Below are 24,386 nucleotides of genomic sequence, written 5' to 3' on the forward strand. Positions count from 1 at the left end.
TAATAGTTTACACTACAGAATATCTATAAAAATCTAAATAATTAAAATTTTTATCCTCAAATAATTGTTCTAGCTTTTCTACACCATAATGCCACCTATAATTACGTTCCGCTTCAGTAATAGGGATTAACCAATAAAATTTTATATTATCTCCCAAATTTTCCAAATCAGATCCATCTAAATAAGGTAATGAAATAAGACCATAATCACATTGAGATCCTTCTTGCCAAGGTATTCCAAAATTTACAGTATCATTTAAAGACAATGTTTTTTCTGTCATATGATAATAAGCTATAGCGGTTAATATCTCAATTAACTTTTTATTTTCAAATTTAGAAAACATATGCAACTCCATTCCTAAACTAGAATCTAGGCTCATTCCTAAAGTTGCGTACGTCCACATATTACGATCATTATAAGGGGGGATAACTAAAATACTAAACTCTTTAAATAATATCCTCATTGGACCGTTAGTTAATTGGTATATTTGATAATATTCAAATTTCCAAATTCTTTTATAATGTAAAAATATTTGTTCAATAAAGCTATTGTTCATCGCTAGATTCTTTACAATTCTATATTAAATTATCATATTTAAACTAGAAATAAAAAACATACCTGTATTATTTTCTATCGCTATATCTGTTAATTTTAATAAATGATGAGTATGCTCACCAAAACTTTTGAATATTTCTCTTAGAATAACTAAATCTGATTGACCTATCACACTATCATCTTCATAATCACCAATATATTTATCTAATATTATATTTATTTTAGCAAATACTCCCAAATTATATAAAAACAGAAATTCTTCATCTGATAAATTTAATTCAACCAGTTCCTTATCTTCACATTGATCTAAATCTAGTTTTTTCATTGCTAGTTTATTCTTAGGGACAATAATTTTCTTCATTATTTTATCCTTAGCATTAAGAATTACTATAATAATCACTCAACACTTTTTCTGATTAATTTATTTAGCAATAGTATAGCTATACTTTCAATAATATTTAGTATAAAAACTCCAGTAAAGAAATAAGTAATAACACCTATTACCATAAAATCTTCTATACCAAAATAAGTATATTTAAAATAGATCATCATAATCAAATAAGTTATAATTGTAATTAAAAAACCTTTAATAAAGTTAAATATAATAGATTTTAATTTAAAAAATATAAAAATAATATATATAGGACTAAATATAGCATAAAATTGATAAACCCAATCATGTCTAAAAGGGAAAGATAAATTTAGAAAAGTTAATAAACAACTTATTAAGAACGTTAAGTAAATAATGAACCTACACAGAATAACTCGTTTCATCTCTAAACAACCAATAATTATTTAAGATTTATAGAAGCTAGATAAATCAATATCCTATTATTGCACCACAGAAACCGCTTTAATCAACACATAAACCCATTGTTGAGGTTGTAAGTTTAATTCTTGTAGCGACCATTTGCTAATACTTGCCCATATTTTATGCTGTGAGATTTTTAATTCAAGATCAACTTGATCGGTTTTAAGTTTAATTTTGCTAATTTGTCCTTGCAAAATATTGCGAATACTGGTTTGTTGAGGTAAACAAAGGGAAATGGATACATCAGAGCTATTCACGCAAACCCTAACAATATCTCCTACTGATTGATTAATCGCTTTGACCCATAGACGTTGTTGTCCATTTAAGCCGTCAAGTGCCAATGCGGTCATTTGATAGACGGGGTGATGATAGGATATAGGTAAACAAAGGATTGAACGCTGTTCAATTTGTTGCTGTTTCCAAGGGATAAATAAAGGATTGTGCCACAACTGTTCAATAGGTTGGTAAGCAAGCACTTTTCCCGCCTGCATTAAAATCACTTGATCGGCTAAACGAATAAGCTCATCTAAACTGTGAGTAACATATAAAATGGGAATATGGATCTCTTTTGCCAGTTGTTCCAGATAGCCCATTAACTCTTGTTTACGAGGTAAATCAAGGGCGGATAAAGGTTCGTCCATTAATAAAATAGTGGGGTTAGATAATAAAGCTCGTCCTATTGCTACCCGTTGCTTTTCTCCGCCCGATAATGTCGTAGGATAGCGTGTCAATAAAGGTTCAAGCCCTAATAAATGAATAATATGGTTAAATTTTTGTTTATCTGGTCGTTTTACTCCATACAATAAGTTGCCCTTGACCTTATAATGGGGAAATAGACGAGCATCTTGAAAAACATAGCCGATATTACGTTTATGCACTGCCAAACTTTGTTTATCATCAACTAAAACCTGTTGATTTAACTGGATTTTTCCTTGATCGGGTTGCAATAAACCGCTAATCAAATTAATCAACGAAGATTTTCCTGAGCCTGATAAACCAAAAATAGCGGTAACGCCTTGAGCTGGAATGGTTAAATTAACATCAAGTAACATTTGTCCTAATTGTTTTTTGACATTAATCTGCAACATAGTCATTCCCTAAGCGTTTTTGCATTCTTTTTGCCAACCATTCTGACAACAATAATGATATAAGAGATAAAATAATCGCAAATAGGCAAAGCCTTGCTGTTTGTGATTCAGCCCCCGGTGTTTGGATAAAGGCATACATCGCTAATGGGATCGTTTGTGTTTCGCCCACAATGTTAGACACAAAAGTAATGGTCGCACCAAATTCCCCCAAGGAACGCGCAAAGCCTAATATGACCCCTGCTAATACCCCGGGTAAGGATAAAGGCAACGTAATGGTAAAAAACACTCGCCAAGCTGATGCCCCTAATGTGCTTGCTGCTTGTTCTAATTTAATATCAATGCTTTCTAAAGAAAGCCTGATAGCCCTTACTAACAGCGGAAACGCCACCACAGCCGAAGCTAATACAGCCCCTTTCCAGCTAAAGGCAAAACTAATCCCAAACCAATTAAACAAGTATTTACCAATAAAACCATTACGCCCCATAGCCACTAATAACAAATAGCCGATAACAACAGGTGGCAATACCAAAGGCAAATGGATAATACCGCTTAACAATGATTTACCCCAAAATCTTTTACGCGCTAATAACCAAGCGAGTAATATAGCAAAAGGTAAACTCCATAACATTGCGTTAAGTGCAACTGATAGGCTTAATTCAATGGCACTTATTTCTACCTGAGTTAAACCTAATGCTATCAATAGTTCTGTCATTGTAAACCCATTTATATTGTTTCTCGGCGTTATTGCACCGCACTTTCTCTATAAGAGATTATTTAATGGAAAAACCATAACCAGCAAAAATATTTTTTGCCGTAGGTGATTGTAAATAGTGATAAAAATCCTCCACCTCTGGATTATTATGCCCTTTTAAGATCGCCATAGGATATTCAACGGCAGTATAAGACTGCTGCGGAAAGACACCAACAATTTTGACTTTTTCACTGACTTTCGCATCTGTACCATATACCACACCCAACGGTACTTCTCCACGTTCTACCAATGCCAATGCGGCACGCACATCTTTTCCTCTGGCTAATTTAGCTTCCACCTTATCCCATAAATTTAAATTGGTCAAAGCCTCTTTAAAATATTGTCCTGCAGGTACATGATCAGGATCACCCACCGATAAAAACTGTTGATCCAACAAAGCAGTCCATTCGCCTTGTGCAATATCCACCTCTGTTAAGTTTGAACTAATTGGGGCAATTAACACCAAATCATTGCCTAATAACGGCTTTTCGCTGTCTTTTTGCGTTAGCCCCTGTGCGGAAAGATGCTGCAACCATTTATTATTTGCTGAAATAAAAATATCCGCTGGCGCTCCTTGCTCAATTTGTTTAGCTAAGGTAGAAGAAGAGGCAAAAGAAAACACCAATTCATGGTTAGGGTATTGTTTTTCATAGGCTACCGCAATATCCTGTAACGCATTGGTTAAAGAGGCGGCTGCATAAACAGTGGTTTTAGCACTGGCGACCGAACTAATAAACAAAGCTAATACAGCAAAAATCAGCCCTAATTTTTTCTTAATGGATAACATATTCGCTCCTTATTAGGTTATATAACAAAAAATATATGTAAATAATTATATAATGAATTAAAAAATAAAAGCTACTGTATCAATAAAAATTATTCTAAAATAACCTAGACAGACCGAATAATAAAAGAGGCAAATCATGTCGGCAAACAAGCTCACACCACAAAATATCAATGACAGCGAAATCTTATTAAGCATAAAACTTCATCAACAATTATTTGTCGATCCTAAACGTATCCGCTTATTACAAGAAATTGCTCAATGTGGCTCAATCAATCAAGCGGCAAAAAATGCCAAAGTCAGCTATAAAAGTGCTTGGGATCATCTCCAAGCAATGAATGAAATCAGCCCCAAACCTCTACTAGAACGCACCACTGGCGGAAAATACGGTGGCGGTACTCAACTGACTCACTACGCAATTCGTTTATTGCAACTCTATGAATTATTGGCACAAACTCAACAAAAAGCCTTTGCTATTCTGCAAGATGAAAATATTCCATTAAACAATGTACTAAATGCAACCGCCCAGTTTTCCCTACAAAGTAGCGCGCGTAATCAATTATTTGGTAAAGTTAAAATTATTGAACAACATCACGCTCAAACACTTATCGGCATTGATATTACAGGGCTTAGCCAACTTATTTATGCCACCATTACCCAAAAAAGTGCGGTGCGTTTACAATTAATTTTAAATAAAGAAATTATGCTTATGTTTAAAGCCCCTTGGTTAAAATTATCATCACAACCGCCTTCTCCTCTCCCACGTAAAAATTGTTTTAAAGGTCATATCAAAACGATTACAACACAAGGAAATCATCAAGAAATAACAATACAAGTAGGAAACAATATTGAATTTTGCGCTTTACAGGATAACAGTGAACATTTTAACCCCAACCAAACAGTTTGGGCTTATATTGAACCTGAATCTATTATTTTGGCAGGGTTGTTGTAATTGGTTTAATACTATACTTTGATCGCAAAACCGCATCAATACTAATTGTACTTATTTCTATTTGAATTAACTCTAATTTATCACTATTATTTTACAGTCCTTTTAGTTAGACTATTGCCAAAATCAATGGATTATTGTAAGGAAAACAATGAGTAGCATAGAATTATTAATGAATGTTACCCCAAGCGAAACACGCATTGCCTTAGTGGATACAGGCGTGTTAAAGGAAATGCATATTGAACGTGAGGCAAAGCGAGGGATTGTGGGTAATATTTATAAGGGACGAGTAACAAGAGTTTTACCGGGAATGCAATCCGCTTTTGTGGATATTGGTTTGGAAAAAGCGGCGTTTTTGCACGCCTCGGATATTGTTTCCCATACAGAATGTGTGGAAGAAAGTGAACAAAAGCAATTTGTAGTAAAAGATATTGCGGAATTGGTACGAGAGGGACAGGATATTGTGGTGCAGGTGGTCAAAGATCCCCTTGGAACAAAAGGAGCAAGATTAACCACCGATATTACCCTACCTTCTCGCTATTTGGTGTTTATGCCAGAAAATAGCCATGTGGGCGTTTCTCAACGAATTGAAAGCGAAGAAGAACGTGCTCGTTTAAAAGATTTAGTTCTACCCTTTTGCGATGAATTAGGCGGTTTTATTATTCGCACCGCTGCGGAAGGTGTGAACGAGCAAGAACTGCGTCAAGATGCGGAATTTTTAAAGCGATTATGGCGTAAAGTGCTTGAACGTAAAGGAAAATATCCAACCAAATCTATGCTCTATGGCGAACTAAAATTAGCACAGCGTCTGTTACGCGATTTTATTGGGGCGGAACTAGATATTATTCGTATTGATTCTAAATTATGTTTTAGCGAAGTTAAACAATTTGCCGAAGAATTTATGCCTGCGTTAGTTGATCGTTTGGCATTATATTCAGGCAATCAACCGTTGTTTGATATGTATGGTATTGAGCGAGCCATTCAGCAAGCCTTAGATAATCGTGTCAACTTAAAATCAGGCGGTTATTTGATAATTGAACAAACTGAGGCAATGACCACCATTGATATTAATACAGGTGGTTTTGTGGGGCATCGCAATTTAGAAGAAACCATTTTTAATACCAATATTGAAGCCACGCAAACCATTGCTCAACAATTACAACTGCGTAATCTTGGTGGAATTATCATTATTGATTTTATTGATATGCAAACTGATGAGCATCGCCAGCGAGTTTTGCAATCCTTGCAAGAGGCTTTAGCCAAAGATCGAGTGAAAACCAATGTTAATGGTTTTACCCAATTAGGTTTAGTGGAAATGACCCGTAAACGAACCCGAGAAAGTCTTGAACATGTTCTTTGTGGCGAATGTCCTGCTTGTAAAGGACGAGGGAGAGTGAAAACCGTAGAAACGGTTTGTTATGAAATTATGCGTGAAATCATTCGTGTTCATCACTTATATAGTAGCGAACAATTTTTGGTTTATGCCTCAAGAGCAGTGGCGGATTATCTGATTAATGAAGAATCTCATGGCTTATTGGCGGAATTAGAAGTCTTTATTGGTAAACAAATTCAAATTAAAACTGAGGTATTCTATCATCAGGATCAATTTGATGTGGTGGTAATGTAATTTAAGAAACATATAATAGATAAAAAGCCAACATAAAGTTGGCTTTTTTATTACAATAGAAATAAAACTAGTGTTGATTAGAAGTATACACGTAAACCTACACCGAATGTGTTATCAATATCAGTTTGGTGAGCTTCGCCTTGTACTGATACTTTCGCTCTTTGTTGTGCATATTCAACATAGGTTAATACGTTTTTATGTAAACGATAATCCACACCTGCAACATAACGGTTTACGATAGCAGATTTTTCATCGCCACTTGCAACCGTAACATCACTTTTACCGTCTAAACGTTCCCATTGGAAATAAACACGAGAAGGTTCAATCACACGAACACCAGCTTCAGCAAGGATGTAATTACCTTTTTTACTAGTTGAGGTTAAATCAGAACTATCAAATGTTGCTAAAGCACCACCGTTTTCAAATTTATTTCTATATTGACCATAATTTAAGCATAAGTCAAAAATACCATAGTTATAGTCAAAATGGGTAACCCAAGTGGTATATTTACGGGTTGTTACAGTTGCTGAATAGCCTTGACCATCATATTTATCTTGTGCGTAAACGCCAGATAATTTGAATTTATGATCGCCTAATGCATAATCATAGAATACACTACCTGCATAACCTTGTTTATAATCATAGGTTGTACTGTCAGATTTGTTTGAATCACCAAATAGGTAATCTAAACCAAAACTTAAACCATTTGCTTCAGCAGAACGGAATTTGATTGTTTTTTTCCCATCAGTTGTTAATGGGTTTAGGGCTGCACTACCAAAGAAAGCACCGTCATTAATAATATCATCAGCATTGGTAGCTTGACGACCGAAACTTAAAGCACCGATATTTTTATGTGCAAAACCTGCATACAAGTGTTTAGTGCTTGGATTACCAAATGTATTAACGTCTTTTGAGCCTGAAGTTCCTTCAGTAAAACGGATTTGGTATGCACCAAAAGCAGATAAACCATTACCTAACTCTTGGTTTACTTTAATATTGATACGAGAACCATCGTTTCTTAAATCACCACGTTGTTCATCACCAACACGACCTAAGAATAAACGAACAGATCCGCCAACTTCTACTTTGGTACCCTCAGCTTCATAAATGGTAGCAGCTTGTACGGAAGTGGCTGCGGTGGCAGCAACAGCTAATGCAACTAATGTCTTTTTCATAAGATTAATCCTCTTAGATTTGATTAATTTTTATTGTTTCCTGTTTTTTCATTGAACTTTTTCATAAATGAAATGTCAATGCGATAGCATAATTACAAAAAGCTATAATCCTGTCAATAAAAAAAAGCCAACAATCTTAAATTGTTGACTTAGATCACAATTTTTATCGTTTATTTATTAATCAATAAATAAATCTTATGTTAATTTAGTCTAAATTTTAAACGATTAGAATAAAATTCTTGTACCAATTAACACACGATGATTGGTTTTACCATTAACATTCATGGTTTCACCGCCTTGTTTCACTTTTCCTTGACCGCCCTCAATATAAACAGCGACATGGCGATTAAAGCGATGATCCGCACCAATCATCCAACCACGCATTTTGTATTTTTCAATGCTTGTATCTGCTTTTTTACCCTCAGCAAAATAATATTGTGAATAAACCGCATTTTTTTCGGTTACATTGACTTTAGCACCGACCAAGAAACGATTAATTTTATTTAATGGGGTATTATAGCCAGCAATTTTTTGGAAAACTAAGTTGCCAGAATCATAGCCTTTGGTAGCTTTACCAAATGCCCAGTCAAAGCCCACTGTTACCATTTTATAGCGAATATCAAAACCTACGCCACCACGTTTTAAATCATATTGGGTGGTTTTTGTGCCGTCAGCGGATTGCGTTACTTCAGAATAACCAGAGCCAAAACGTACAGCGAGGTCATTCCATTTACCGTCATAGAATAAACCTACCCCATAGCCTTGTCCTTCGTCCCAACCTGTCGTACCGCTTGAGGTATCATTGCTTTTGGTTGAAGTACCAAAATAGTAATCAGCCGCAACGCGTACACCACCGAATGGAACGGACATAAAGTGTGCTGCTTTTTTGTGTGCATCAAACAGAATATTGCCACCCCATTCATAGGTATAGTTGGCTTTAGGAATATGATCGCCTAAATGTAGTTGGCGACCAAAGGTTAAAGTACCAATGTTTTTGTTCGTAAATCCAGCGAATAGACGATGCGTGCGTAAATTACCGCCGATTGCACTTGCACCGCCATTGTCATTAGAAAAACGTAATTCAATCGCCCCTAGTGCAGTGAAATCATGCCCTAAATCTTGATAAGCACGAAAACGTACACGAGACCCCACATCTCTTAAATCGGTACGATTATTGCTATCGTTTCTTAATTCAAAACTTGCACGACCGTCTAAATCAATTTTTGTGCCATCATTTTGATAAATAACAGTTGCATTTGCAGTGGTGGATACTAAAGCTGTTACAGCTAGTGCGATAAGTGTCTTTTTCATATAATCACCTTTTTGTTATTTGTTAATTGGTTACGTCAAGGCTATACAGCAATAGAGTAATAAAATAATGAGTATTATTTACTAACCTATTTAGCTCAGGTTCAAAGTAACAAAAACCTAAATTTCTGTCAAAATTAAGGTCTTTTGTTTTAATTTGTAAATAAATAATAAAAACAAAGAGTTAGATTAATTTTACAAAGAGGGAAAAATGGCTAAAAATGCTACTAATATCACAAAAATTTACATTCATTTGGAGTAAAGAAAGTTTTTGTTGTTATAACTTATTGAATTGCATAATAAAAAAATTATTTCTTTATTTTTGGAGCAATTAAATCATTTTTTCTTTTTATTTTTGAAATTTATTTTCAAAATTGTGATATGGTTCACAAATTAATGAGGATTTTACCTTGTTGTTTGATTAATACGAGGGATTATTGTTTTACTTTAACCTCATACGCCAGAAAGTAAAACGACTATTTTTCTATATAGGCGATAGCGTTAAAATTAGTTATAATTGGCGAAGTTAGTCAAATTATTATGATAGAGTATGGTGCTATGCTGAATAAACAGCAACTTGTCCAACGGCTTTCACAGCAAATTAATCAATTATATCAACAATATCAACATCAGCTTGATAAAAAAATTTTTGCTAAATTTGACCGCACTTTATTTAGTGAGAGTTTTGCAACGCTTTCACAATATCTACAAGAAATTCAACAGACGTTAGATCAATTAGCCACTTTGCAAGAAAATGCGGTACAGCAAGGGGCTTTTTTAACGGATAAATTATTGGCTCAATGCCGAGCATTAACCGATGCTTTACAAAATAAGCCCCATTATTCCATAAGAAAAAATCCTGTTGCTACAATATCTGCTTCTTCCACACAAGGCAAACAACGTAAACAAGATATTCATAAATTGCCACCAAAACAGCGGTTAGAAAAATATTATGAGGCTTTGCAAGCGTTAAATAATAAACTTGATGAGCAGGTTTCTTTACTTTATGACGCACAATTAGCACAACATAAAGCCTATTATCAGCAACAAATTGAAATTACTCAGCAACGTAAAAAACGTTGTTTAGAGGCGATTGAGTTATTAGAAGAATATTTGGCTTATCGGCAAAATGATTAGTTTTTTATTATGGTTCATTTACTCAAGGATACAACAATGAAATTGACTAAAACCTTACTTTCTGTGGCATTATTAGCAAGTAGTAGCTTATTTGCTTATGAAACGGATAAAACCTACCGTTTTACCCTATTACACCTTAATGATACCCATGGGCATTTTTGGAAAAATGCACGAGGGGAATATGGCTTTGCTGCACAAAAAACCTTGATTGATACTATTCGGCGTGAAGTCGCTGAACAACAAGGCGAAGTAATTTTATTGCATGCAGGGGATTTTAATACTGGCGTGCCAGAGTCTGATGTGCAAAACGCTAAGCCTGATATTGAGGGATTAAATATGTTGGGGGTTGATGCCCTAGTCTTGGGTAACCACGAATTTGATTCCCCTTTGCAATTATTAGGTATGCAGGAAGAATGGGCGAGTTTTCCGTTTTTATCGGCAAATGTGATTAATAAAAGCAATAATCAACCTTTGGTAAAACCCTATGCGATTTTTGATAAAGCAGGGTTAAAAATTGCGGTGATTGGTTTAACCACAGAGGATACGGCTAAGTTAGGTAATCCAGAGGTAACCGAGAAAGTGAGTTTTGAAAATCCGATCGCTACTGCTAAAACCTTGCTAAGTGAAATTAATCAAACGGAACAACCTGATGTACGTATTGCTTTAACCCATTTAGGCTACTATTTTGATGGGCAACATGGTATGAATGCCCCGGGTGATGTATCTTTAGCACGAAGTTTACCGCATAAATCGTTAGATATTATTGTGGGTGGACATACCCATGATACCTTGTGTATTGATGAACAAGGGCAATTTAAACAAACTTATACCCCAGGGGAAAGTTGCCAACCTGATTATCAAAATGATACTTGGATTATGCAAGCTGGCGAATGGGGAAAATATCTTGGACGTGCGGATTTTGAATTTAAAAATGGTGAGCTAAGCTTAGTGAATTATCAGCTTATTCCAGTGAATTTAAAACAACGTGTAAAACAAGAAGATGGCAAAGTAAGCTATGAATTGTATCAACCTGAAATCCTTGAAGATCAAGCAGTGTTTACCCATTTAAAACAATACCAAGATCAAGGCGATAAATTGCTTGGCATTGAAGTGGGGGAAGTTATTGGCGGTAAATTAGTGGGAGATCGGGATATTATCCGTTTCCAACAAACCAATTTAGGGCGTTTAATTGCTCAATCTCAAATGGAACGTGTTGGCTCGGATATTGCGATTATGAACTCTGGCGGTATTCGGACTTCTATTGAGCAAGGAAAAGTAAGTTATAAAGATTTGCTTACAGTGCAACCTTTTGGCAATATGATTTCTACTGTAGAGCTAACGGGGCAAGAGTTGCTGGATTATTTAAATGTGGTGGCATTGAAAGAAGTGGATATGGGGGCTTATCCTCAATTTGCTGGTGTGTCTATGATTGTCGATCGTAAGGCTCAAAAAGTGTCTAACGTTAAAATTGGCGGTCAGCCATTGGAGCTTAATAAGGTTTATAAACTTTCGTTGCCAGATTATTGTGCAGCAGGTGGCGATGGCTACCCTGTGCTAAAACAACACCCTAGCTATGTGAATACGGGCTTTATTGATGCGGAAATGCTGAAAAAATATTTTGAAGAACATTCACCTATTCATATTTCCGACTTTGATCCGAAAGATGATGTGGTTTTTGTGGAGTAAGTAGAGAAGATATTGCACCATTTGGTTATAAATGGTGCGGTATATTTGGGGCTAATTTTAAGTGCGGTGAGTTTTTTGAGATTATTTTTTTATTTCTATGACTTTGCAAATGTATTTTAATACAGAGAAATAACAGTAAAAAATCTCAAAACTCACCGCACTTTACATTAGGTAATATTTTCCCTTCTATACCCTTTATATTCAGAACGAGGAAGTATGTTACTATGCTATTTTGTTTTTTTAATTGATTATAAAAGCTATTAAGTTATTTACTTCTTCACAAAACCCCATAATATACCCTATTTTTTTTTGCTATTTTGAGCTATCCTATATCCCATTTGTAAAATAGTGCTGATTAAATTTCAACAGCCATATTGACCGCTCTTTTTTATAGTTGTCTCACTTTAAATAACACAAGGCAGTACAAGTAGTACGGCAAGTGCCAATGGCATATTATTTTAAAGTGGAACGACCATATCTAAAAGTGCGGTGGTTTTTTATTTAGTTTTTAAGGTATCGTAATGTTAGAACAATATCGTCCTGATTTAATTGAGCCTGAAGTGCAACAGTACTGGGCTGACAACAAAACATTTAAAGCCGTAAAAGATACAAGCAAAGAGAAATATTATTGCCTTTCTATGTTGCCTTATCCCTCTGGGCGTTTGCATATGGGACACGTCCGTAATTATACCATTGGTGATGTGGTATCTCGTTATCAACGTATGAATGGCAAAAATGTATTACAACCTATGGGGTGGGACGCCTTTGGTTTACCTGCTGAAGGAGCCGCCATTAAAAACAATACTGCACCAGCAAAATGGACTTATGAAAATATTGAATATATGAAAAACCAGTTGAAGGTGTTAGGGTTTGCTTATGATTGGGATCGTGAGGTAACCACTTGTCGCCCTGAGTATTATAAATGGGAGCAATGGTTTTTCACTGAGTTATATAAAAAAGGCTTGGTATATAAAAAAACCTCAACGGTAAACTGGTGTCCTAATGATGAAACCGTATTAGCCAATGAGCAAGTACACGAGGGGTGCTGTTGGCGTTGTGATACCCCAGTAGAACAAAAAGAAATTCCACAATGGTTTATTAAAATTACCGATTATGCCGAGCAATTACTTGGTGGCTTAGATCAGCTTGATGAATGGCCGGATATGGTAAAAACCATGCAACGTAACTGGATAGGGCGCTCTGAAGGGGTTGAGATTACCTTTAAATTAAAAGACAGCGAACAAACAGTGGCGGTTTATACCACTCGTCCTGATACTTTTTATGGTGTGTCTTATATGGCGGTAGCCGCTGGACACCCTTTAGCGGAGCAAGCGGCACAGCATAATCCTGCTTTAGCTCAATTTATCCAAGAATGTAAAAATACCAAAGTGGCAGAAGCAGAATTAGCTACTATGGAAAAGAAAGGTATGGCGACAGGTTTATTCGCTATTCACCCTTTAACAGGCGAAGAAGTGCCAATTTGGGTCGCCAATTTTGTGTTAATGCACTATGGTACAGGGGCAGTAATGGCTGTACCAGCTCACGATCAACGAGATTTTGAGTTTGCCAGCAAATATGATTTACCTATTAAACAAGTGATTGCCCCAGCTAATAATGAAAGCATTGATCTGAGTAAATGTGCTTTTACCGAGCATGGTATTACCGTAAATTCCGCTGAATTTGATGGTTTAGATTTTACCGCTGCGTTCAATGGCATTGCCGATAAATTAGAGGCAATGGGCGTAGGTAAACGCCAAGTAAATTATCGCTTGCGTGATTGGGGCGTTTCTCGTCAACGTTACTGGGGGGCGCCAATTCCGATGTTGACCTTAGCCAACGGTGAGGTTGTGCCTGCTCCATTACAAGATTTACCGATTATTTTACCTGAAGATGTGGTAATGGACGGCGTAAAAAGCCCGATCAAAGCCGATCCAGAATGGGCGAAAACCACTTATCAAGGGCAGCCTGCGTTAAAAGAAACCGATACCTTTGATACCTTTATGGAATCTTCTTGGTATTATGCACGCTACACCTCGCCAAATTGCGATAAGGCGATGTTAGATAGTGATGAAGCTAACTATTGGTTGCCTGTAGATCAATATATTGGCGGCATTGAACACGCTACTATGCACTTACTTTATTTCCGTTTCTTTCATAAATTATTGCGTGATGCAGGCTTAGTCAATTCTGATGAACCAGCTAAAAAACTCTTATGTCAAGGTATGGTGTTGGCTGATGCTTTTTATTATACCAGCCCAACCAATGAACGCATTTGGGTTTCGCCAACGCAAGTTACCCTTGAGCGTGATGAAAAAGGGCGGATTATTAAAGCCACTGATCCTGAAGGACGAGAGTTGGTTCATAGCGGTATGACCAAAATGTCAAAATCAAAAAATAATGGCATTGATCCGCAAGAAATGGTGGAGAAATATGGTGCTGATACTGTCCGTTTATTTATGATGTTTGCTTCGCCAGCGGAAATGACCTTAGAATGGCAAGAATCTGGGGTAGAGGGAGCGAAACGTTTCCTTGCACGTGTATGGAACTTAGTTTATGAATATCAAAAAGCTCCAGCTAAAACAACGCTAGATTTAACCGCACTTTCTAGCGAACAAAAGGCATTACGCCGAGATGTGCATAAAACCATTGCCAAAGTCAGCGATGATATTGGTCGCCGTCAAACCTTTAATACCGCTATTGCTGCCATTATGGAATTAATGAATAAATTAACCCGTGCGAGCCTTGCCACTGAACAAGATAAAGCCTTGATGGCAGAGGCATTAAGTGCGGTGGTGCGTATGCTTTACCCTATCACGCCACATATTTGTTTCCAATTATGGCAAGCCCTTGGCAATCAAGAAACCATTGATAATGCCCCTTGGGTGGTTGCTGATCCGCAAGCGATGATCGATGAAGAAAAATTGGTGGTGGTACAGGTTAATGGCAAAGTGCGAGCCAAAATTACTGTACCTGCGGATATGGCGGAGGAGCAAATTAAACAACGTGCTTTAGCGGAAGACAATGTGCAAAAATTCCTTGATGGTTTAACCGTAGTGAAAACCATTTATGTACCGGGTAAATTATTTAGCTTTGTGGCAAAATAATGTCTAATATTGACCGCACTTTTATGAAAAGTGCGGTGTTTTTTAGAGAAATTTTTTATGTTAAAACAAATCAAAACAATCTTTATAATCAGTAGTTTATCATTACTTTCTGCTTGTGGTTTTCATTTTCAAAATGAACAAATCCTACCGAAAGAAGTACAAACTATCCAGTTAGAAAGTAGTGATCCTTATAGCGATATGGCAAGAGCCTTACGCAATCAATTACAATTACGCAATATCAATATTGTGGAAAATGAACATAATGTTACGGTTCTACGCTTAAATAAAACCAGTACAGATTCTTCAGTGGCGTCTGTTTTTAAACAAGGGCGAGAAGCAGAAAAAATTCTTATTTTAAATGTTGAGGCTTCGGTAAAATTACCAAACCAAGTGGCTTATCCTATTTCTGCCCATGTTACTCGCACATTCTTTGATAATTCTCGTGCCGCGTTAGCAAAGTCCGCAGAAAAAGAAATGATCTGGCGTGATATGTATGAACAAGCAGCTCGCCAACTTATTATCAAAATGGCTGCTGTTCCCTATAAAACAATTCCAGAAGCACAATGATTCGTATTTTTGCTGAACAATTAAACAGCCACCTTGCCCAGCATTTAAACCGTATCTATTATTTGGTTGGGCAAGATCCCTTGCTATTAGAAGAAAGTAACCAACAAATTATTCAAGCGGCTCAAGCTCAGCAGTTTGATGAAAAATATCAACTAATTATTGATAACACTACTGACTGGAATGCGTTATTTGAACGTTGCCAAGCTATGGGATTATTTTTTAGTCGGCAAGTGATTAGCTTAATTCTACCTGATAAATTAACCAGTACCTTACAGCAAAAACTTGCTGAACTTATTACATTATTGCATCAAGATATTTTGCTTATTTTGCAGTTTAATAAGCTAACGAAAGAGTATGAAAAACAAAAATGGTATCAACAAGCCAATGAATATGAACCTCAACTGCTCCAAGTAAATTGCCAAACGCCAAATATTGCTCAATATCCTCGTTGGATCGCACAGCGAGCGAAAACAATGGGGCTAAATCTTGACCAAGAAGCCACCCAATTATTAAGTTATAGTTATGAAAATAACCTATTAGCCCTACACCAGACCTTACAACTTCTCGCCTTGCTTTACCCTGATCACAAATTAAGTTATCCCAGAGTTAAAGAGGTTGTTGAGCAATCTTCCGTATTTACCCCCTATCAATGGATTGATGCCTTATTAGAAGGCAAAGAAAAACGTGCAAAACGCATACTAGAAGGCTTACAACAAGAAGATATTCAACCTATTATCCTATTAAGAATCTTGCAAAAAGAACTCAATACTTTGCTAGAAATTTCCCAACCACAGCAAAAAATTTATTTAGATCAATCTTTACCCCATCAACAATTAAATGATATTTTCTCAAAATTAAAGATTTGGCAAAATCGTCGTCCATTATTTTTAGCCATATTAAAACGCTTTACCTATCGCCAATTATTTCAAACCTATCGTCAACTCGCCGAAATTGAACGAGCGATTAAACAGGATTTTAGTAGCGATATTTGGCAACAATTAGAAGATCTTAGTATGAATATTTGTACTACCAAACATAAGGAAGACTAAAAATGAATTATTTTCTATTAGGATTTAAACAAATATTTCATTATCAAGGACGAGCAACCCGAGCAGAGTTTGCTTATTTCACCATAATTAATTTTCTTGTCATATTATTAATTATGCTTTCAATACGAATATTCGCTTTATTGTGGATTGCTTTTGATGTAACAGCCTTTTTTATGCCATTAGTTATCACATTTTTTATTATATTTATTAGCTCAGTTTTACTTTATAGCTCAATATCTTTTCTCGCCATAATCAGCTTAACTTGTCGGCGACTACATGATCTTGGTTATTCTGGTTGGTGGCAATTAGTATTATATCTTATTAACTATCTCATTAATCTTATTCCCATGCTTTATTTGATAGAAAACTCAAATAAAAATCTAACCAACAGCTTTTTCCATTTAAGAATAAAACAAGATTTTTATATTATAGCCAATAATACAGCCTATATTACCTTAATTATTTCATTCATTTTTCTATTATTATTACTCTTTAAACAAGGAAAAAATCAAGCTAATCAATATGGGGATAATCCACGGCAATAAGTCAATTTACAACTATTTCTAATATTATAGGCTCTAAATTAGAAAAAAGGATTTCTATAGGAGATCTATTTTACAGAAAAATAATTTAAGTGTTATTGAATACAAAATTAAAAGTAATGTTCTTCTTGACAAAGAAAATACTAAATTTTATTCAAGGAAATGTTGATTATGTTTAAAGATCGGTTAATTAAAAATCTGATTAGTTTAGAAAAAACTATACCTGTTATAGATAAAATAGCATCATCATATGATGATAAAGAAACTCTTGCACTGGCATTATTCCTATTTTTTAAACAAGAAAAAATTTTAGATAGGCTAGCTCATATTAGAAGTGATTTATACTCTGAATTAAAAAATCGTTCTTATGAAGAATATGAAGAATTTCTGGATTTTTTAGAAACAGATTACGTTCCTTGGAAAATTCCTTATAATGCCACAAAAGAAGAGTTGTTAGAAAAAATAAAAAATAGCAAATAATATTATAATCTTACTTATCTTTATTTTTATTACTTAATTTATCATCATTAATAATGAGGCTTCTTTGTAGAATAAATATGATAAAAATTAAATAAACTAAAAGTATCAAAAATGTAATATGGGGAAATTAATATGAATATTAAAGAAATAGAATCAGTATTATCTCTATCAAAAGAAAAACTATATAAAACCTTTTTACTTAGAATTTCTGATAGTGAAAAAATATGGATTTTATGCGATAAAGACAATATTCTTTATTATGGAGATAATGATAATAATCAATATTTTCCCATTTGGCCAGAAAAAGAGTTTGCTGAAATGTGTGCCATTAATGAATGGAGTAATTCAAAACCAGTATGTATTGAGCTGGAGGAATTTCTGACAGAATATATTCCAGAGTTAATAGATAATAATATATATCTATCTATATTTCCTCGATTAAATTATACAGAAACAATTATTTTTGAAGCAAAAGAATTTGCAAAAATAGTTGTTTCTTATATTGAGGAATGGTATGGAGATAGTTTTGATCTACCTTATTTAGAGAATTAATACTTTATACTTAAATATACTAGAAAAATTATTTTGTATTTCTAATGAGAATAAATTTCCTTTGGAAAATGTATTGCCGAGTTATATTAAACAGTAAATCTAATTTAATGTTGTATGATATAGATTTAGGCTTTTATTGAGGAAATATAATGCAATAACTATTCTATATTAGAATAGGTTTTAATTAATCAATAAATTTGTTCTTTAAAAATCTTTAAATAATAAATGGGGTAAACTGCAATGGCAAGCCGAAGCCCAATCCTTATGGGGCTTAACTTTTAGCCAATACAGCAAAACACAACCTCTTGACCCACAACTGCTTTTTGCAGGGCAATATTATGATGCAGAAAGTGGCTTAGCCTATAACCGCTTCCGCTACTACGATCCTGAAACCGCTTGCTATTTATATTCTGACCCCATTGGTTTATTGGGTGGGGAAACACCTTATCGTTATGTGGCTAATCCGTTGGATTGGGTGGATTGGTTTGGATTGGCAGGATGTAAAAATCCTGTGCAAAAATATGAAGTTGGCACATATAATGATTTAAAAAAACGTTCTGTTTCTGGAGATCAATTAGATATTCACCATGTAGTTCAAGCTCACCCAGGCAATCAAGTTATTCCTAATTATAATAGAAATACTGCTCCAGCAATAGCTATTCCTAGAAAAGAACATAGAGAAATTCCTACAATAAAAGGTAAGTATTCAGGCTCGCCAAGAGAATTATTAGCTAAAGATATTAAAGATCTAAGAAAATATACAAAAGCCCCTAATTCTAAAATTAAAGAGTTAATTAACTTAAATAAAAAAATGTACCCACATAGCTTTAAAAAATAGGAGTAACAATATGACACAATTAGAATTTGTAGAAATATTAAAAGAACTAATCGGACAAGGGACTTGTGATGATGTCATTGATTTATTAGATGACCCACCAGGCAGAAGACCCGCACAACACCTGGTAGAAATGTCTAATTTTTTCAAATCTCAAGATGAAAATAGCAAAGAAATGATAAAAAAAATTATATCTTACACTGCTGATACAGCTCTGTTTGGTTTGTTTTGTATCATAGATGATGTAAGAACTTTTGATAATGAGCATGGGCACCTTGAGCTATTTTATATTAAAGAAAAAACAAAAGTTCTATTGAATGATCCAGAACAAGAATATTTACATGATATTTTTAATTCATTAGAAAATAAATATTAATAAATTTGTTCTTTAAAAATAAACTAAGCTAAATATAAACGGCGACTGAAAAACCTCGCCGTTTTTATAGCAACGGGCGAATAAAGCATTTAATCAATGGCGAACAGCAACATTGCTATTATCAGTATGATGCCTGTGGGCAGTTGATACAACTGATGACAAGCGATGATAACTACCGTTATCAATATGATGCCGTTGGGCGAATCACTGCCATTCAATCCATTTATAGCCAACAAACCTTTTGCTACGATGTGCAAGACCGCGTTATCAAAGAAACGCAAAATTTTGGCGAAATCCACCGCACTTATGACGATGAAAAGCGGATAATGACCCGCCAATTATGGCTTAAAGGACAAGATAACCCCATTGTTAGCCATTTTCATTATAATACGTTAGGCGAGCTCATCGCCCTTGATTTACCCGAACAGCAAAGGTTGCAATTCCATTACGATGCCAACGGCAATGAAATTCAACGCACCTCACCCCAAGGTTTTATCCTTAATCAGCATTATGATGAAATGGATTGCTTGCTTACACAGCGTGCTGGTTATGAGCCTCGCCGTTTTTTTGACAGTCAAGAACTGCGCGCAACAGGCATTCCTGCCCCAAGTTTTGCTGAAATTGACCGCACTTATGGCTATGATAAGGCGTTAAATACTCTGGCTTGTCGTGATAAACAGGCGGATTTGCAGTTTAAACTGAATAAAAATTATCAAATCACTGAGGTTTATGATAATCAACAGCCACGAGAAGCCTACCATTATGATAGCCAAGGCTATCTCACTCAGCGACAAGTGGGGCAAGAAAGCTATGGTTTAATCCTAGACCAACAGCACCCTGCTTTTGCCCAGCAACGGCAAATGGTGTCGCACGCAGATATTTATCAAGCTGGCAACCAGCTTTATCGGCTCAATAATCAGTATTATCGCTATGACAAAGCTGGGCGGTTAATTAGCAAAACCAAGCAACGGCAAGGCTTTCGCCAACAGGAAATACGTTATCGCTGGAATGGCAATAATCAACTTATTAGCCTAACTAACGCTGCTGGCGAGACGTGGTTTTATAAATATGATAATCTCGGCAGACGCATTAGCAAGGAATGTCCGGCAAAAGGTTTACGCACCGAATACCTTTGGGACGGCGATGAGCTTGCTTTTAGCCAACAGTTTAAACAAGATCAACTGATTAGCCAACGCCATTCCGTTTTCTATCAATGGCAATTAGTTGCTCAACAAGATTATTACCAGCAAACCAGCCAAAGCCTTGAGGGCAATCTCACCAAATGGGTTAACTCTACCAGCTTTGCGGTTGTTCAACCTAATGGCAAAGTGCTAGGTTTACTCGACCCTACCGGCAAACTACAATGGCAAGCCGAAGCCCAATCGTTATGGGGCTTAACCTTTAGCCAATACAGCAAAACACAACCTCTTGACCCACAACTGCTGTTTGCTGGACAATATTATGACCCAGAAAGTGGCTTAGCCTACAACCGCTTCCGCTACTACGATCCTGAAACTGCTTGCTATTTATGTTCTGACCCAATTGGTTTATTGGGTGGGGAAACGCCTTATAGTTATGTGGCTAATCCGTTGGATTGGTTAGACTTTTTTGGATTAGCTATTTGTCCAACGGTAAAAAAAGATAGCTTAGGAAGAATAACACAAGCTAAAGCAACAATTGATAAATCAATGATAGGTACAGGTACTTCGGTTAATAAAGCGGCTAGAGATTATGCTCGTTCTCTTGGTCATCCAACCGATGATGCGGGACATATTCTAGCGAAAATCTTAGGTGGAAAAGGAGGAAAAGGAAATATATTCCCACAATCTCCGCATATTAATCGGGGAGAGTATAGAGAATTTGAAAAATTAATTTTAGAGCATCTTCGAGGAAATAAAGGAAATTTAGATCTAAAATGGCAATTTAAGTATCAAGGTAATTCAACAAGACCGTCAGAAATTTTTTATGAGGTATTTAAAAATGGAAAAAGAATCGCTCAACAAACATTCCACAACTAATGATGAACAACAAGTAAAAAACATTATTATTGAATTTACTAATGTGATGAATAAATGGGAAAAGAAATTTTGTCGCAATAGCTCCGATCCAAAGCTGGCTATAGAAATAAAGGATATATTTGATAAATATTGTACTAAAAAAGACAGAAAATATGGTCGTCCTAATGCACTCTCAGCAGGAGATCCACCTGAGTATGATGTTAAACATAATATAATAGAAAAAATTGAAAAAGAAAAAAATAAATTTATTGTTTATATACAACAAACCAATAGATTTAAGCAGTTATACCGAATTTTTGTAGTAAAAAATAGAGATAAGCAATTCAAAATAGATAGAAAAGAAAGGTTTTCATCTCCAGATAATAAATGGGAAAGAGTAGGGTTATAAATTAACTTATATTAAAAGTAAGCTATTATTAATAGATTTATTGATTCCCACAATCTCCGCATATTAATCGGGGAGATTATAGAGAATTTGAAGCTGAAATAAAACACTTGTTAAGCAAATACAACGACTTAAATCTAAAATGGACCTTTCAATAAGATTATTTATGAAGTCTACAACAAAGGAAATAAAATTACTTACAAAATTTTCAATAACTAGGGAAATATATGAATAATTCTGAATCTCCAAAAGAAATATTTTTAAATTTTATGAATAGCATGTATGAATGGGAATCCTCTATGATTTCTAATGAAACAATAAATATTGAAAATGAAAATAATGCAAGAGAAATTTTAGTAAAAATATTTGAAAAATACTGCCCCCCTAAAAAAAGAAAATATGGAAAACCAAATAATATCAGCTATGGTTGGCCATCTAAATATAATATGAATGATCAATATATATATAAAATAGATGAGGCAGATAAAAAATGTTCAATATATACTAAACTCACAATATTAGGAAATTTAAATTATAGATATACTTTGCAATATAAAAATAAAAAATGGCTTATAGATAAAAGAGAAGTTAGTTATGACGATGGAGTTACTTGGGAAAAATCTATATTATAACTATTGAATTAGATTACCTATATAAATAGATATAAAATAATTATGATAATAAATGGTTTATATAAATTAAAAGAAATCATTGAAAATGATTTTTGGGATATTAGAGATAGCCATACATTTGAAGAAAAATGGTTAAATGAATACTCTATTCTTAATGATGTTAGACTAGATGATAAAGTTAATAAATGAAATTAGAGAGATATCATTTAAAAATGTATACTTGAAAACTGGTAATGAAGAAATTGCTTCTTATTTATCTGATGATTTTGAATTAATAGCAAAATCTTTATTCTTAAATAAGGATAATTGGATAATAACTCATCTATGGAAACCTTATTTACAATCAAAAATATATATAGAATAGATTATTACTAACAAAAGGATATATAATGACACAATTAGAATTTGTAGAAATATTAAAAGAACTAATCGGACAAGGGACTTGTGATGATGTCATTGATTTATTAGATGACCCACCAGGCAGAAGACCAGCACAATATCTGGTAGAAATGTCTAATTTCTTCAAATCTCAAGATGAAAATAGCAAAGAAATGATAAAAAAAATTATATCTTACACTGCTGATACAGCTCTGTTTGGTTTGTTTTGTATCATAGATGATGTAAGAACTTTTGATAATGAGCATGGGCACCTTGAACTATTTTATATTAAAGAAAAAATAAAAGTTCTATTGAATGATCCAGAACAAGAATATTTACATGATATTTTTAATTCATTAGAAAATAAGTATTAATAAATTTGTTCTTTAAAAATAAAATAAGCTAAATATAAACGGCTACTGAAAAGTCTCGCCGTTTTTTGATAGCCGGCAAACTACAATGGCAAGCCGAAGCCCAATCGTTATGGGGCTTAACCTTTAGCCAATATAGCAAAACACAACCTCTTGACCCACAACTGCTTTTTGCTGGACAATACTATGACCCAGAAAGTGGCTTAGCCTACAACCGTTTTCGCTACTACGATCCTGAAACAGCTTGCTATTTATGTTCTGACCCCATTGGTTTATTGGATGGAGAAACGCCTTATAGTTATGTGGCTAATCCGTTGGATTGGGTGGATTGGTTTGGGTTGGCAGGGTGTAAAGGAAAAAAATGGGATGTTGGATCATATCAACAACTTAGAAGTTCTGTAAAAAATCATAGATTAGAATTAGATGCTCATCATATCGGTCAAAAAGCACTAATGAAAAAACTGGTTAAAAATTATGACCTAATACGGGGCCTGCTATTCTTGTACCTAAAGAAGGTCATACTGTTTCTAAACTTAATATTGGAGTAGTATCTAGAAGTAATATTAATCCTAAAACTGGGCAAAAAATTAAATCAGCTAGAGAACTTCTTGCTAGAGATATAAAAGAATTAAAAAGAGTATACCCAGAAATTCCAAAATCAAAAATTAGAGAAATAATAAAATTAAATAAATCTATGTATCCAGAAATGAATAAATAAGGAGTTACTATGTTGGATAAAGATGTTAGTGAAGCTATCTATAACGAATTAATTAATTTTAATTTAAAATATTATATAAATAGCCTATCAAATGCTGAAAATATAAATCCTAATGATACTTGCAATTCTATAGTAAATATATTATTGAATCTTAATAATGAACAAAAAGAAGTTTTTTTTAATTTTTTAAAGACCGTTATCATTGATACCGCTTCTACTATATTAGGAGCTATAGATGGTACAACATTTATAAAGGATGCTGATGGTGAATATATATTAAAATATAATAATGAAGATATTCAGGGATGTTTACAAGACTATTTTTTAGCTAAAGCAGAAGAAGACGAATACAAATAAACTCATCTAAAAATAAATATAGATATACACTAATATATAAAAATAAATGGTTTATATCCAAAAAAGAATGGTTATCTTTATATGATGAAAAATGGATTTTAGATACAATATAACTTACAAAAACAAATCATATTACACTAATAAATATTGA

General features: G+C 34.4%; 26 protein-coding genes. 19 read left to right on the forward strand and 7 right to left on the reverse strand.

Annotated features, from left to right (window positions below; all coding sequences use genetic code 11):
- Positions 1-7: 7 nt before the first annotated feature.
- From A6A20_RS11430 to modA, 5 genes are all read right to left on the reverse strand, one after another.
- The gene (locus A6A20_RS11430) at positions 8-556 is read right to left on the reverse strand and encodes a suppressor of fused domain protein (protein WP_279573541.1); all 549 of its coding nucleotides are present in this window, start codon (positions 554-556) and stop codon (positions 8-10) included.
- A gap of 24 nt (positions 557-580) precedes the next feature.
- Positions 581-916 (reverse strand): hypothetical protein, encoded by a 336-nt coding sequence (locus tag A6A20_RS11435; RefSeq protein ID WP_279573542.1) that lies wholly within the window; start codon positions 914-916, stop codon positions 581-583.
- Between the two features lie 470 nt (positions 917-1,386).
- Entirely contained in the window at positions 1,387-2,454 is a 1,068-nt protein-coding gene (gene modC, locus A6A20_RS11440; protein WP_279573543.1) for a molybdenum ABC transporter ATP-binding protein ModC, read from the reverse strand.
- The gene (modB, locus tag A6A20_RS11445) at positions 2,441-3,166 is read right to left on the reverse strand and encodes a molybdate ABC transporter permease subunit (protein ID WP_279573544.1); all 726 of its coding nucleotides are present in this window, start codon (positions 3,164-3,166) and stop codon (positions 2,441-2,443) included. The genes modC and modB overlap by 14 nt, the downstream gene beginning before the upstream one ends.
- A 58-nt stretch (positions 3,167-3,224) precedes the next feature.
- Positions 3,225-3,992 (reverse strand): molybdate ABC transporter substrate-binding protein, encoded by a 768-nt coding sequence (gene modA / locus A6A20_RS11450; RefSeq protein ID WP_279573545.1) that lies wholly within the window; start codon positions 3,990-3,992, stop codon positions 3,225-3,227.
- A 166-nt stretch (positions 3,993-4,158) separates the two neighbouring features.
- Between modA and A6A20_RS11455 the strand changes: the two genes are divergently transcribed.
- Both A6A20_RS11455 and rng read left to right on the forward strand, forming a co-directional pair.
- Positions 4,159-4,941, forward strand: a complete 783-nt coding sequence (locus A6A20_RS11455) for a TOBE domain-containing protein (protein WP_279573800.1) — start codon at positions 4,159-4,161, stop codon at positions 4,939-4,941.
- A 148-nt stretch (positions 4,942-5,089) separates the two neighbouring features.
- Entirely contained in the window at positions 5,090-6,565 is a 1,476-nt protein-coding gene (rng, locus tag A6A20_RS11460) for a ribonuclease G (protein WP_279573546.1), read from the forward strand.
- A 77-nt stretch (positions 6,566-6,642) separates the two neighbouring features.
- On the opposite strand, the gene A6A20_RS11465 is transcribed toward rng, so the two are convergent.
- Positions 6,643-7,740 carry a porin gene (locus tag A6A20_RS11465; RefSeq protein ID WP_279573547.1) on the reverse strand — a complete coding sequence of 366 codons (1,098 nt, stop codon included), beginning with the start codon at positions 7,738-7,740 and terminating at the stop codon, positions 6,643-6,645.
- 225 nt (positions 7,741-7,965) lie between these two features.
- A complete protein-coding gene (locus A6A20_RS11470) occupies positions 7,966-9,051 on the reverse strand; it encodes a porin (protein ID WP_279573548.1) in 1,086 nt (361 codons plus the stop codon).
- Between the two features lie 555 nt (positions 9,052-9,606).
- Here A6A20_RS11470 and priC point away from each other — a divergent pair.
- The 17 genes from priC to A6A20_RS12800 all read left to right on the forward strand — a co-directional run bounded on the left by priC (position 9,607) and on the right by A6A20_RS12800 (position 24,348).
- Positions 9,607-10,185, forward strand: a complete 579-nt coding sequence (gene priC, locus A6A20_RS11475; RefSeq protein ID WP_279573549.1) for a primosomal replication protein PriC — start codon at positions 9,607-9,609, stop codon at positions 10,183-10,185.
- Between the two features lie 36 nt (positions 10,186-10,221).
- Positions 10,222-11,871 carry a bifunctional UDP-sugar hydrolase/5'-nucleotidase UshA gene (ushA, locus tag A6A20_RS11480; protein WP_279573550.1) on the forward strand — a complete coding sequence of 550 codons (1,650 nt, stop codon included), beginning with the start codon at positions 10,222-10,224 and terminating at the stop codon, positions 11,869-11,871.
- A 521-nt stretch (positions 11,872-12,392) separates the two neighbouring features.
- Entirely contained in the window at positions 12,393-14,975 is a 2,583-nt protein-coding gene (gene leuS / locus A6A20_RS11485; RefSeq protein WP_279573551.1) for a leucine--tRNA ligase, read from the forward strand.
- Between the two features lie 57 nt (positions 14,976-15,032).
- Positions 15,033-15,542, forward strand: a complete 510-nt coding sequence (locus A6A20_RS11490; protein WP_279573552.1) for an LPS-assembly lipoprotein LptE — start codon at positions 15,033-15,035, stop codon at positions 15,540-15,542.
- On the forward strand, positions 15,539-16,591 hold the full coding sequence (gene holA, locus A6A20_RS11495) for a DNA polymerase III subunit delta (protein ID WP_279573553.1): 1,053 nt from the start codon (positions 15,539-15,541) through the stop codon (positions 16,589-16,591). The genes A6A20_RS11490 and holA overlap by 4 nt, the downstream gene beginning before the upstream one ends.
- Before the next feature lie 2 nt (positions 16,592-16,593).
- Positions 16,594-17,136 carry a DUF805 domain-containing protein gene (locus A6A20_RS11500; RefSeq protein WP_279573554.1) on the forward strand — a complete coding sequence of 181 codons (543 nt, stop codon included), beginning with the start codon at positions 16,594-16,596 and terminating at the stop codon, positions 17,134-17,136.
- A 168-nt stretch (positions 17,137-17,304) separates the two neighbouring features.
- Entirely contained in the window at positions 17,305-17,613 is a 309-nt protein-coding gene (locus A6A20_RS11505) for a hypothetical protein (RefSeq protein WP_279573555.1), read from the forward strand.
- Between the two features lie 132 nt (positions 17,614-17,745).
- Positions 17,746-18,165, forward strand: coding sequence for a DUF2750 domain-containing protein (locus A6A20_RS11510; RefSeq protein ID WP_279573556.1), 420 nt, complete (start codon positions 17,746-17,748; stop codon positions 18,163-18,165).
- 235 nt (positions 18,166-18,400) lie between these two features.
- Positions 18,401-19,003: an RHS repeat domain-containing protein gene (locus A6A20_RS11515; protein ID WP_279573801.1), complete on the forward strand. Its 603-nt coding sequence runs from the start codon at positions 18,401-18,403 to the stop codon at positions 19,001-19,003.
- 10 nt (positions 19,004-19,013) lie between these two features.
- Entirely contained in the window at positions 19,014-19,376 is a 363-nt protein-coding gene (locus A6A20_RS11520; protein WP_279573557.1) for a hypothetical protein, read from the forward strand.
- A gap of 92 nt (positions 19,377-19,468) precedes the next feature.
- Positions 19,469-21,394, forward strand: coding sequence for an RHS repeat-associated core domain-containing protein (locus A6A20_RS11525; protein WP_481584978.1), 1,926 nt, complete (start codon positions 19,469-19,471; stop codon positions 21,392-21,394).
- Positions 21,357-21,782 carry an NTF2 fold immunity protein gene (locus A6A20_RS11530; protein WP_279573559.1) on the forward strand — a complete coding sequence of 142 codons (426 nt, stop codon included), beginning with the start codon at positions 21,357-21,359 and terminating at the stop codon, positions 21,780-21,782. Before A6A20_RS11525 ends, A6A20_RS11530 begins: the two co-directional genes overlap by 38 nt.
- Before the next feature lie 224 nt (positions 21,783-22,006).
- Positions 22,007-22,411: an NTF2 fold immunity protein gene (locus tag A6A20_RS11535; RefSeq protein ID WP_279573560.1), complete on the forward strand. Its 405-nt coding sequence runs from the start codon at positions 22,007-22,009 to the stop codon at positions 22,409-22,411.
- Positions 22,412-22,800: 389 nt separating this feature from the next.
- Positions 22,801-23,163: a hypothetical protein gene (locus A6A20_RS11540; protein WP_279573561.1), complete on the forward strand. Its 363-nt coding sequence runs from the start codon at positions 22,801-22,803 to the stop codon at positions 23,161-23,163.
- A gap of 65 nt (positions 23,164-23,228) precedes the next feature.
- Positions 23,229-23,708 (forward strand): RHS repeat domain-containing protein, encoded by a 480-nt coding sequence (locus tag A6A20_RS11545; protein ID WP_279573562.1) that lies wholly within the window; start codon positions 23,229-23,231, stop codon positions 23,706-23,708.
- Between the two features lie 179 nt (positions 23,709-23,887).
- On the forward strand, positions 23,888-24,235 hold the full coding sequence (locus tag A6A20_RS11550) for a hypothetical protein (RefSeq protein WP_279573563.1): 348 nt from the start codon (positions 23,888-23,890) through the stop codon (positions 24,233-24,235).
- Positions 24,236-24,267: 32 nt separating this feature from the next.
- On the forward strand, positions 24,268-24,348 hold the full coding sequence (locus A6A20_RS12800) for a hypothetical protein (RefSeq protein WP_424585450.1): 81 nt from the start codon (positions 24,268-24,270) through the stop codon (positions 24,346-24,348).
- The last annotated feature ends 38 nt before the right edge of the window (positions 24,349-24,386 follow it).

It is taken from the genome of Volucribacter amazonae (assembly GCF_029783845.1).
Taxonomy (GTDB): Bacteria; Pseudomonadota; Gammaproteobacteria; order Enterobacterales; family Pasteurellaceae; genus Volucribacter; species Volucribacter amazonae.